Here is a 10,336-nt window from a genome sequence, read left to right on the forward strand (position 1 = left end):
AACTGCGGCGGGTAGTTCTTCATGACCACGAGATGTCCGTTCTCAGATCCTCAGGATCCAGTGTCTCGTGTGTTCAACATCAGGGGGTAAGGCCCCTGACCTTGTCGGCCTGCCTGGCCCGCTCGACCGGGCCGGACATGCTCGTGCTGGCCGACCGCGAGTTCCTTGGCGTCCCCCTGTGGCGGGCCTTCACCGCGACCGGTGCCCACCTGTTGTGGCGGGCCCCGGCGAACCGCGTACTGCCCGTGCAGGAGCGGCTTGTGGATGGGTCCTGGCTCAGTCGCCTGCATGCTGGCGCCGACGGCAAGAAGCGTGATCCGGTCAGGGTGCGGGTGATCGCTTACGGACTCAACGGCATCGGTGCCCGCGCAGGGGCGGAAGAATACCGCCTGGTCACCGACCTTCTCGATGAAGAGCGTTATCCCGCAGCAGAGTTGGCCGCCCTGTACGGCGAACGCTGGGAGGTGGAGTCGGTTCTCGCCGAGATCAAGACCCAGCAACGAGGCCCGCGGGTCGTGCTCTCCAGCAAGACACCCGAGGGAGTATGCCAGCAGATCTGGGCGCACCTACTGGTCCACCACGCCCTGCGGTCCTTGATGTTCAGATGCGCCGCCGTCCGGGAGTCCGACCCGGACCGGCTCTCCTTCACCGACACTCTGCGCCAGGTCCGACGCAGTGTTACCACTGTGCCAGGCGTCTTTTCCCCCTGAGTACCTGATCAGCAGGCTGATTCGGTTCCGTGATGACAGCCTTTCCATGCTCCGCCCACCACGCCGGCTCCGCAGCCAGCCCCGGGTCGTGAAACGCAAGATGTCGAACTACCGGCTCAAGAGAGCCAAGCACCGGCACTGGCCACAACCCACCAAAACCCCCGACCAGGCCGTCCTCATCCACCGACCGAGAACAGCCAGAACGTAACGCAACGGCATTGCGCCTAGGCGGCCTGCTCGTCGAGGCCGCCCGCGATATCGATGCCTTCTACGATGCGCGGGTCGTCGAACCCTGCCCGGCTTCCACGGTGTTGGTGTTGTCCGTGGACGGCAAGGGGATCGTAATGAGGCCGGAGGCGCTCAGGGAAGCGACCCGGCAGGCGGCCGCGAAGCGGCAGTACACCTTCCGCACCCGCCTTTCCGCAGGTGAGAAGACCGCCCGCAAACGCATGGCCACCCTCGGCGCCGTCTACGACTGCGAGCCGGTTCCGCGCCGCCCGCACGATGTGATCGCCCCACCCGGCGGCCGCAGCGGCGACTACACTCCACGGCCCGGACCCGTCGCCCGGGCCAAGTGGCTGTGCGGATCGGTCGAACACGACGCCGAGCACACCATCCGGCGGGTCTTCAACCACGCCGAGGCCCGCGACCGAGACCACCGCCGGTGCTGGGTGGTGCTGGTCGACGGTGCCCCGTATCAACTCGACCTGATCCAGGCAGAAGCACGCCTCCGCGACGTCGACGTGCACATCGTCATCGACATTGTGCACGTTCTCGAGTACTTGTGGTCCGCGAGCTGGTGCTTCCATGCTCCGGGCGACACCGCCGCGGAGGGCTGGGTCGCCGCCCACGCCCTGGCGATCTTGAACGGCAACGCCACCGAGGCCGCCGACGCCATCCAAGCCGAAGCCGATCAGGCCGAGTTGAGTGCCGAACAGCGACGCGGCGCCGACACCTGCGTCCGCTACCTGCGGACCAAGAACGAGTTCCTGCGCTACGACCAGGCACTCGAAGCCGGATGGCCCATCGCCACCGGGATCATCGAAGGCGCCGCCAGGCATCTGATCGCCGACAGACTCGACATCTCAGGAGCCCGCTGGGGTCTCGACGGCGCCGAAGCCGTCCTGAAACTCCGTGCCGTCGCGGCTAATCACGATCTAGGCCCCTACTGGAAGTACCACCTCGCCGAGGAACACCGACGCCTCTACCCAGTACATGACCAGGCCAAATACACCCTCATGGCCTGACCTGTCCTGTTGCGGCACTTCAGGCCGCCTGACTACACAGCAGGCGCGTCGCGCGGCTCCCAGACCTGCACCGGGCGCACCTGGACATGACCGAATTCCATGGGGATCTGCTGAGCGATGCGCACGGCATGGTCGATGTCCTCTGCCTCGACGAGGAAGTAGCCGCACGGCACCGCGACGCCCGGTGCGGGAGCCGGCGACGGCGTGACCTTGCCACCGCGAACATCGATCGACACGGCGGTGGCCTGGAACTCGTTGCCGTCGACCAGTACGCCCTTGTGCGCAGCGGAGAACTCATAGTGCTGCTGGACGATCCGATCGCGCACCTTCTGTTCAGCCGACGCCCACGCGGCCTCGTCCTCATGGACGAGCAGAACAAACTGCGGCATACGCGACTCTCCCCCGCTACGACACACTGCCGAGATCGAGTGATCTCCGCAAGAGGACAGTGTCGCCACCACCACTAAATCGTGCAAGTGTTCTATGAATGTTTCATTCGGCAAGCACCTCGAGGTTCAAGACGGGAGCTCACTCAAAGGGAGCCGCACCCCACGCGCACAACGCCTGAGCAGTTCGCAGTCGGGGCCGGGGGAGGTCTGGCCGTCCGTCGACGGGAGTGTTACAGGTTTCGTGGTCCGACAGCGCGTGCCGCACTCCGCGTGGATCGCGCGGATCCGGCACCTGGGCCAGCCGCTCCAGCAGGCCGGGCACCTCCTCGTGCCCGACGTCGAGCTGCTCTCGGAGCTGGTCAAGGGCGAGCGGTATCGCGGATGATGCGTCGGCAGGCACGGTCTTCCAGGCAGGTCACGAGGGCGTGGAGCACTCCATGATCACGGGACCTTCCTGGCATCGTCCTCAGGTCACATCAACGCCGCAGCCTTGCCTGCCACCCACGCCCGCCAGACATGCGGTGTGTTCGGCACGCCAGGGCGGTCAAGGAGCCAGAGCACATACCCTGCATGGCACCGGGCCCACGGACTGTCCGAATCGACCGCACGATCGAGCCTGCCGCGCAGGTCAGCGCTGTCGACAGCCCGGGCAACCCGCACGTACTCGCGGTCCTTGCAGCGATACGCGCGGAGGACGACGATCTCGACCAGATCGGTGAGCTTCGCCCTGACCGCCTCCTCCTGGTGAGCCAGGGCCATACCCCGGATAAGACTCTGCTTCGTACCCCACGCCTTCGCATGCTGCGTCCACTCCCGCGGATATCTCGCTTCCCACTCCAGGAAGAGCAACACATAGGGCAACCCCGGCCAAGTCGCCAGATCCCCGCTCGCAGGGCGACCCCACAGCCCGTCAGGCAGCGAACGTCTCTGCGCCTGGTGATACCTCCGACGCGCCTCAAGAAAGGCCGGCTCCCGGTACTGCTCCTCCGCCCCCAGGGGCAGCGTCAGCCGCCACATCTCGTTGGACCGACCGAGCGCGTCCGCGACCTGCCTCCGTGCCTCAGCCAGACAGGCAAGCGCTGCAGTCCTCGCAGCCGGATCATCCGCTATCAGTCCGAACGCCCAGCCAAGTCGCTCATCCCATGCACAAGCGTCGTCCGCACCTGTACCTGCCTCTTCAGCCACGCAGGAGATCATCCCCCAGCGCAGTCGGCTCGCTCCACCCGACGGTGCGGGGAGACGCAACGGCTCCGAAGCACAACGTCCGTGAGCAGGGAACCGTCCGCCCGCCCTCCTTCAGCACACGTGATCACGAAACGGACGCCCACCGACTACGCCGACGCCCTGCGTGGGCGGGGGCGTGAAACCGATGAGGAGCATCGCGGCCGTGGCTACTGGGGTGAGAAATGCGGTGATCTTGCTCATGCCGAGACTGTGGCACGCACACAACTGACCCCAATAGTCCACAAAGGCCACTTGCTCACATTAGGGCTTCACTAGTAGATATGTTCGATAATAGGCGGCGGGCTCTGTGGATTGACCAGCCGAAGCCGGCTGCGGCAACGTGCCGCTCTACCAGGCGACTTCGCGGAAGCCGACGGCGTTGTCCCGCCGCGACCCGCTGTCACGAGCCCCCATCTCGCAGTGAACGCACCTACCTCGGCGTGTTCAGTGAGGTGACCGGCACCGTGCTGCATCTGCAGACCGAGAACTGGAGGGGGCGTCGACTGCTGTGAAGTGCCAGCCCGCGGGCGAGGTCCACCCGAAGTGTCTTCACAGCGACGGTGCGGCCGGGCTCGGGCCCGGCGCTGCCTCCCTGACTGGACAGCCTTCAGGTCGCGGCGGCGGGTGGAGCAGTGGTGCCCTGGGCGTGTGCGTCTCTTCCGGCACGCAAGTGTGGTAGTGCTGGTACCGTCGATACCATGTCGGACCCCAAAGCAATGAGCCTGCGGTTCCCCGACCCTGCGCAGCGGGCCGCCATCGCGGCAGCGGCCAAGCAGGCCGGCGTCAGCATGCAGGAGTACATCCTCTCGGCCGCCTACGACCGGGCCACTGCCGTGGAGCGGCGATTCCTCGACGGCTTCCAGGCCTCCATGGCCCACAGCGGCGCCGCCTTCGCCGCCGAGCCCGACAGCCTCGACCCCGGCACCGAGCAGCGGGCGGCCGAGCAGGAAGCGCGCCGCGACCTGGAACAGCACCACGAGCGGGGCCACGCCGCGTGACCCAGCCGGAGCCCCTCCCGCTCGACGTCACCTTCCTGCTGCACGCCGCCGGCCTGCTCGACGGCGACCCCCAGGTCGACGACCTCGGCCCGCTGTACGCCGCAGCCGCCCGGGTCAACGCCCGGGCCATGGAGCGCGACATCTACGGCTCGCTGTACCTCAAGGCCGGCGCGCTGCTGCAGACCCTGGCGAAACTGCCGTGCCTGGAGCACTCCAACGAGGCCTTCGCCTGGCACGCGACCGAGGCGTACCTGCTGCTCCACGCCCGCGAACTCCACTACCCGCCGAAGGCCGCGGTCGCGCTCGTGCGCGACGCGGCCCGGGGAACACTCGGCGTCGCCCAGATCGCCCGCCAGCTGCGGGACTGGACCACCACCTGACCCCTTCCGTACAGCAGCAGCCGCAGCGTCGAAGGTGTAGACGCGTGCACCTGGACCGCAGCCCTACCCGCGGCTCGGGCTGAGCAGCCGTGGAGCATTCGACGGCGGGCAGAAGAACCCGGAGACCGCCGCTGCTTGCGGATCATCAGACGGTTGGTCGAGGGCGCGCCGGGCCTGGCGTGAGGACGGCGCGGCCTGGGTCCTGTCGAAGGGCTCGCCGGGGAGGCCTCGGCTCGGTGAGGTCCTCGCCACCGCGATGGGGCAGAGGAATGCGGTTCTCCTGGCGGGTAGACGCCCGGTATGGGGCTTCGGCGGTGGTGGACAGTGACGTGGGCTTCGGTGCTGTGCGGGTCGGTTGCCGCAGTGCTGGTGCGCCTGCTGGTGGGTGGTGCGTGGTGGCCAGACATCGTGTGGCGGGCGTTGTCCTTTGCCTGTCTGTCCGTGGCGGTGCAGTGGGGTGCTGAGATCGCTCGCCGTGCTGCTCTTTGGCATCGATATCGATGTGGGCCGGGGTTGCCTGGCATCTGGCCTGGGCGCGGTTGGCGGCGGTCTCGCTGCTGGTGGCCCCCCGCCTCCGGCGGCACGACCCTCACTGCCGCCGGTTCCTTGGTCGCTGGCGCTGGCAGCGCCGCATCCGGACTGGAGTCCTGTGAATGAAAACTGGAGAACTCATTGGCGCGCTCGGAACGCTGCTGATGGCCATCGGAGCGGCTATAGCCCTGGTGAACGGACCGCTCTGGCTCGCAGTCGTTCTCATCGTGGGGGCAGGCTTCGGGGTAGCCGGAATCTTTGTCAGTCGGCGCAGCTAGCGCCCGCTGGCGGGGAGTTCACCATCGAGTAGCGAAAAACAGCGCACACTGACGGCCTGTGGGCCGGGGAAAGTCAATCTGTCCCGGCCCACGGACCGTGCCGCGTAGTCGAGCCGCCCGCCCGCATTGTGCCCCTCGTCCGTAGGCAGCCCACCGGGCCGCTGCGGCCTGGGCGCTGTCGCCCCTGCACGACTGCCTCCGCCGGGAATCTTGCAGATTCCCGGCGGAGGAAGTCTCCGGTCAGGTCATGCGGGGCGTTGATCAGTGCCAGGTGCCGTCGCACTGGACGATGGTGCTGGTCCCCGTGTAGTAGCAGCCCCGGAACTGCACGTTCTTGATCGGCACGTCGTTCTCGTAGAGCTTGATGTCCTTCTTGTTCAGGCCCCCCGCCTTGGCGGGGAGACGGTACTGCCAGCCGCTCCAGGCGCCGTTGCGGTACGACTGGTAGCGGATCTGCATGGCGATGCCCTTGCCGTCCCCGGCGGTGTCCTTGGCGATCGCTTTGAGCCACACTTCTTTGGTGCCGTCCCAGCCGATCATTGCCCAGACGTACCCGCCGGCGTAGTCCACGCTTCCGTCCCGGAACCCCGGCAGGTCAGGCATGTAGGGGACCAGGTCCGTGTAGTCCGTCCAGTCGCCCGCCGCTTGCGCGGTGGCCGGGTTGAGCATCAGCGGAAGCGCGGCGAGCGCGGCCACCACCCCCGCGCGTCGCAGTCTCCGTGCCACTCCCATACGTCCGTCCCCCATCCGTCGGCCCCGGCACTCCACCGGGCCACGCCAGGGTAGGAACGGCTGCTGCCGATGGCATCAGGGCGGACCCGGAGGCTGTTTCCGGCCGGTCCCCGCCGTTACAGCAGTCGGGTGCGGGTGCGGTGTCGTACCCGTCCTTGCCCAGGCTGGGGGTCTCTGCGGTCCGGAGCAGGGCGGCGTGTACGGCCCGCTGACCCGCGCGGCCCTGCACGCCGAGACCGGCCGGAACCTCCGCACCGGGCCCGGCCACCACCTCGACCGCACCGGGCCGACTTACCCCCAAGGCGATCGGGGCGACGAACACCATCATGACCGCACCGCCCTATGAACCGCTCCGGGATCGGTGGAGGCTCTATGCGCTGACTCCAGCCGCCGGTTGGGGCTGGTGTTGAGCGTAGTGGTTGGTCTCGTGCTCGTGGGGTGGGATGTCTCCGATCGCGGTGTGGAGGCGCTGGTTGTTGAACCAGTCGACCCATTCCGCGGTGCCGAGTTCGACGTCTGCGAGGCCGTACCAGGGCCTGCGGGGCTTGATCAGCTCGGTCTTGTAGAGGCCGATCTGGGATTCCATGAGCGCGTTGTCCAGGGCGTCGCCGACGGTGCCGATCGAGGCATCGACACCCGCCTCGATCAGGTGCGCGGTGAACGCGAAAGACGTGTATTGGGCCAGTTCAACCCGTGGTTGCAACACCGGGCTGTTGTAGCGAGCGTAGCTGTTCCTCACACACCTCCGCGCACCGAACGCCCGCTTCGCCCTGCTCTTCTGCGACTACCTGCGCGCCGACGTCCGCGCCCGTGAAGCCTGGGGAACCTGCAAGCAGCGGCTTGCCGACAGCGGTCCCGGCTTCACGGTGCACGGCCAGATCAAGGCTCCCGCCACCGACATCCTGATCATGACGGCGTAACACTGGGTCAGGCCGCCGGGAGGTCTGGCGGCTGCCTGCCAGCCAGCTCCAAGCCAGGTACGACGAGACGTTCCGCGACTGGTGGCGCAATGCACTGATGCTGCCGCAACTCCGCGTCCCACGCGCCCCCAACGACGACAGGAGCCCCTGGTCCCCGTCACTATCAGCGACTACCTCACGTACTGCGTCCTCAGGCAGAAGGAGATCGACTCATCCGTCTCCGGCAGCCCTGGGGGCCACGGCTATGGCCTACGCCAAGATCCGCGCCCTGGCCGTTGCCGAGGACCAGCGCCGCCAGGGCATCGCCTCAGCTCTCCTCACCAACGCTCTGGCAATCCACCGTGATCACCGGGCGTTCTTGGCCTACGGGCAGTTCACCGCCGCAGACGCGGGCCTTGCCCGGTTCTACCGGCGCCACGGGTTCACCATCCATGCAGGGGAGTCGGTCCTCCTTCCCGGCAGTTCCAGGTACCGCGATGTCGGCGCCTCCCCGCTGCCCGGCGAGCAGATGTTCTCCCGCACCATCTGACCCCGGGCATCCCCAGCCGGCCCGGTACGGCCAGGAGGGTCCACCGGATACCGAGACAGGCCGAAGCTGGCAGCAGCACCGGCGTGTCCCTCACCGCCGTCTTTCCGTCAGCGTGCCATCGGGTCAGGACATCACGCGAGAAAGAGCGTTGTTCGTCCGGCGCGGTGCGCGTGCGGCCGGTAGCGTCGCCAGGCGTCGAAGGAGTAGCCCTGGTACCGCCTCGACGCACACGGGAGGGATACACGATGGCCGACCGGATCTGGCTGGATGTTCCGTACGCGGAGAAGGACCAGGCCAAGGCGGCCGGGGCCCGGTGGGACCCGGCCGCCAAACGCTGGCATGCGCCTCGCACGGGCATGCCCGGCCTTCAGCCGTGGGCCGCGGCCCCGGACGTGCCCGATTTGCTGCCCGGCGAGGACCGCACCCTCGGCGAGGGACTGTTCGTCGACCTGGTGCCCTCCAGCTGCTGGTTCACCAACGTCCGTTCCTGCGTCACCCCGCGGGACTGGGAACGGCTCCGCCGGATGATCACCAGGCGGGCCTCGATGCGCTGCGAGGCCTGTGGCGCCGCGGAGAACCGGGACGCCAAGCGGTGGCTGGAGGCCCACGAGCGCTGGGTGTACGACGACACCGCCCGCGTTCAACGCCTCAAGCGGCTGATCTGCTTGTGCACGGACTGCCATACCGTCACCCACTACGGATACGCCCAGGTCCGCGGCCTGGAGGCGAAGGCGTTCGCGTATCTGGTCAAGGTCACGGGTATGAGCCCTACCGCGGCCCGCAGCCACATCCGCTCCGCGTTCAACGTGTGAGAGGCGCGGTCGGCCAGGTCCTGGACGCTGGATCTGAGCATGCTCACCGACGCCGGGGTCACCCTCCAGCGCCCGCCTCATGCCGGCGAGCGACGAGGCGTCGCCGCAGCGACGCTCGCCGCGGAGCGTGCCATCCCGGGCCCGGCACCTGCCGCCGACGCGGGCGAGGCCGTGGCACGGATCGCCATCGAACGCGGCATCGCACTGCCCGCCGAGCCTGCTGAAGCACGGCCGGAGGAAACCGCGTTGCCTCGTGCACGGGCCGTAACCGCAGGAGACAGCGGCGCCTTCAGTGCTCCGACAGATCTTTCGACGTCGTCGCTGACCGGACGGCACGAGGTGCGGCCGGATGCGGAACGGAGCGGTGAGGGGCTGCGGTGTGCACCGCGGAGTACGGAGATATGGGCACCAGCCGTGGTGCGTTGGCAGTGAGGTCGGGCGGGAGGGGGCCGGGCTGTCCGGCTGCACTCGTGGCCCTCGACGGTGCCTGGACGCCGGTTGGGCCGAAACCGCCCCCGTGCAGACCAGAGAGGCTGCCGTTCTCTCGTGCTGGTGGCCTCGGAACCGGCCCCATCCCGACGCACTCTAGAGACAGGGTCTGACAATTCGTCCAGCGGCGTGACAGTCGAGCAGCTCGGCGAGATCGTCGACATCCGGGCGAAGGAATAACGCCCCTGCCACGGGGATTGGCCCGCGCCGCGCTGGTCGTACCGGTACACAGGCGCGAGATCGGCGACCATGGGGGCGACATCGCCCAGATAGTCCGGCAGACCCGGACCGCCATGGAGCATGACCGCGGCCCGCCGACGAGTTGTGTCCCCCAGCGCCGTCCAACGCAACTGCGCCGCGTCGGTTCAGTCAGAAGGGAGGTTCGAGATCGCCACGGCCATCGCTGTGCGGCCCGCAGTCCCAGAGCTCCTCCTGGAAAGATTCAATGCCGGTGACGTCGTTGCCCCACGCTTCGAGGGCCTTTAAGGCAACGCGCTGGCGAAAGGCATCACTGCTTGTATCCAGGATGCGGCGCGCGTGCACGGCCAGGCGATTGCGGTGCTGGGCGAGCGCGGGGTGTTCGGCGAGGATGAGCGCGGCGAGGCCAGCGGCTTCGCGCACGTCCTCGTGACTGTCCTGAAGGAAGGGTACGACCGCGCGATAGAGCACCGGGCGCAGGTCCCGGAAGGCCGCCAGCGTGGTGCCGTGGGTGAGGAAGCCAGGGGAGTACTGCTCGGTGCGGGCGACAGTCTCGTCGCAGGCGTCGTAGGCCGTGGAAACCAACCAGTTCAACAATGCCGCGCGGAAGGGAACGTTGCGATACGGCCGCAGGGTCATGGCCGCCGGGTGGGTGAGGATGCTGGCGACATACAGGGCGACGGGGGCGGTGGCTTCGTAGATGCTGTTCTGGTGGCCGACCAGCTCACTCAGTTCCGACAAAGCGGCGACCTGCACCCTGGGATCAGGCTCCAGCAACCGTGCCAGGACTTCGGGAAGGCACTCGGGCCTTACCCCCTTATGTTGAACACACGAGACACTGGATCCTGAGGATCTGAGAACGGACATCTCGTGGTCATGAAGAACTACCCGCCGCAGTT

General features: G+C 67.8%; 12 protein-coding genes and 1 pseudogene. 7 read left to right on the forward strand and 6 right to left on the reverse strand.

The genetic code is table 11. The annotated features are described in order from the left end of the window. Nucleotides 1-710: transposase (locus ACFYVL_RS44410; protein WP_389255861.1), on the forward strand; the 710-nt coding region annotated here is incomplete at its 5' end. A gap of 218 nt (nt 711-928) precedes the next feature. Continuing rightward, complete coding sequence (locus tag ACFYVL_RS44415; protein ID WP_389255863.1) at nt 929-1,957, forward strand: ISKra4 family transposase; 1,029 nt, start codon at nt 929-931, stop codon at nt 1,955-1,957. A gap of 32 nt (nt 1,958-1,989) precedes the next feature. On the opposite strand, the gene ACFYVL_RS44420 is transcribed toward ACFYVL_RS44415, so the two are convergent. Next, nucleotides 1,990-2,346, reverse strand: a complete 357-nt coding sequence (locus ACFYVL_RS44420) for a YciI family protein (protein ID WP_389255865.1) — start codon at nt 2,344-2,346, stop codon at nt 1,990-1,992. 241 nt (nt 2,347-2,587) lie between these two features. Here ACFYVL_RS44420 and ACFYVL_RS44425 point away from each other — a divergent pair, with 241 nt between their 5' ends. Next, nucleotides 2,588-2,731, forward strand: a complete 144-nt coding sequence (locus ACFYVL_RS44425; protein WP_389255867.1) for a hypothetical protein — start codon at nt 2,588-2,590, stop codon at nt 2,729-2,731. Nucleotides 2,732-2,817: 86 nt separating this feature from the next. On the opposite strand, the gene ACFYVL_RS44430 is transcribed toward ACFYVL_RS44425, so the two are convergent. After that, nucleotides 2,818-3,105, reverse strand: a complete 288-nt coding sequence (locus ACFYVL_RS44430) for a hypothetical protein (protein WP_389255869.1) — start codon at nt 3,103-3,105, stop codon at nt 2,818-2,820. Between the two features lie 537 nt (nt 3,106-3,642). Beyond that, nucleotides 3,643-3,771: a hypothetical protein gene (locus ACFYVL_RS44435; RefSeq protein ID WP_389255870.1), complete on the reverse strand. Its 129-nt coding sequence runs from the start codon at nt 3,769-3,771 to the stop codon at nt 3,643-3,645. A gap of 497 nt (nt 3,772-4,268) precedes the next feature. Between ACFYVL_RS44435 and ACFYVL_RS44440 the strand changes: the two genes are divergently transcribed. Together ACFYVL_RS44440 and ACFYVL_RS44445 are read left to right on the forward strand one after the other, a co-directional pair. Next, nucleotides 4,269-4,568 (forward strand): DUF1778 domain-containing protein, encoded by a 300-nt coding sequence (locus ACFYVL_RS44440; protein ID WP_389255871.1) that lies wholly within the window; start codon nt 4,269-4,271, stop codon nt 4,566-4,568. After that, on the forward strand, nt 4,565-4,948 hold the full coding sequence (locus ACFYVL_RS44445; protein ID WP_389255873.1) for a fic family toxin-antitoxin system, toxin component: 384 nt from the start codon (nt 4,565-4,567) through the stop codon (nt 4,946-4,948). The genes ACFYVL_RS44440 and ACFYVL_RS44445 overlap by 4 nt, the downstream gene beginning before the upstream one ends. Before the next feature lie 1,070 nt (nt 4,949-6,018). Here ACFYVL_RS44445 and ACFYVL_RS44450 read toward each other — a convergent pair. Then, nucleotides 6,019-6,489 carry a hypothetical protein gene (locus tag ACFYVL_RS44450; RefSeq protein WP_389255875.1) on the reverse strand — a complete coding sequence of 157 codons (471 nt, stop codon included), beginning with the start codon at nt 6,487-6,489 and terminating at the stop codon, nt 6,019-6,021. 370 nt (nt 6,490-6,859) lie between these two features. Next, nucleotides 6,860-7,171, reverse strand: a pseudogene (locus ACFYVL_RS44455) (integrase core domain-containing protein); the annotation flags it as partial. A gap of 482 nt (nt 7,172-7,653) precedes the next feature. Between ACFYVL_RS44455 and ACFYVL_RS44460 the strand changes: the two are divergent. Further along, complete coding sequence (locus tag ACFYVL_RS44460; RefSeq protein WP_389255877.1) at nt 7,654-7,938, forward strand: GNAT family N-acetyltransferase; 285 nt, start codon at nt 7,654-7,656, stop codon at nt 7,936-7,938. A gap of 245 nt (nt 7,939-8,183) precedes the next feature. Then, nucleotides 8,184-8,750, forward strand: coding sequence for a DUF5710 domain-containing protein (locus ACFYVL_RS44465; protein WP_389255879.1), 567 nt, complete (start codon nt 8,184-8,186; stop codon nt 8,748-8,750). 858 nt (nt 8,751-9,608) lie between these two features. Here the strand turns inward: ACFYVL_RS44465 and ACFYVL_RS44470 are convergent. Then, the gene (locus ACFYVL_RS44470; protein WP_389255881.1) at nt 9,609-10,193 is read right to left on the reverse strand and encodes a hypothetical protein; all 585 of its coding nucleotides are present in this window, start codon (nt 10,191-10,193) and stop codon (nt 9,609-9,611) included. Between the last annotated feature and the right edge of the window lie 143 nt (nt 10,194-10,336).

This window comes from Streptomyces sp. NPDC004111 (assembly GCF_042874215.1).
In the GTDB taxonomy this organism is placed as follows: domain Bacteria; phylum Actinomycetota; class Actinomycetes; order Streptomycetales; family Streptomycetaceae; genus Streptomyces.

Coding starts and splice junctions, on each gene's coding strand:
- ACFYVL_RS44435 (WP_389255870.1), bottom strand. CDS start 3,771: ATGAGCAAGATCACCGCATTTCTCACCCCAGTAGCCACGGCCGCGATG.
- ACFYVL_RS44450 (WP_389255875.1), bottom strand. CDS start 6,489: ATGGGAGTGGCACGGAGACTGCGACGCGCGGGGGTGGTGGCCGCGCTC.
- ACFYVL_RS44420 (WP_389255865.1), bottom strand. CDS start 2,346: ATGCCGCAGTTTGTTCTGCTCGTCCATGAGGACGAGGCCGCGTGGGCG.
- ACFYVL_RS44440 (WP_389255871.1), top strand. CDS start 4,269: ATGTCGGACCCCAAAGCAATGAGCCTGCGGTTCCCCGACCCTGCGCAG.
- ACFYVL_RS44460 (WP_389255877.1), top strand. CDS start 7,654: ATGGCCTACGCCAAGATCCGCGCCCTGGCCGTTGCCGAGGACCAGCGC.
- ACFYVL_RS44430 (WP_389255869.1), bottom strand. CDS start 3,105: ATGGCCCTGGCTCACCAGGAGGAGGCGGTCAGGGCGAAGCTCACCGAT.
- ACFYVL_RS44465 (WP_389255879.1), top strand. CDS start 8,184: ATGGCCGACCGGATCTGGCTGGATGTTCCGTACGCGGAGAAGGACCAG.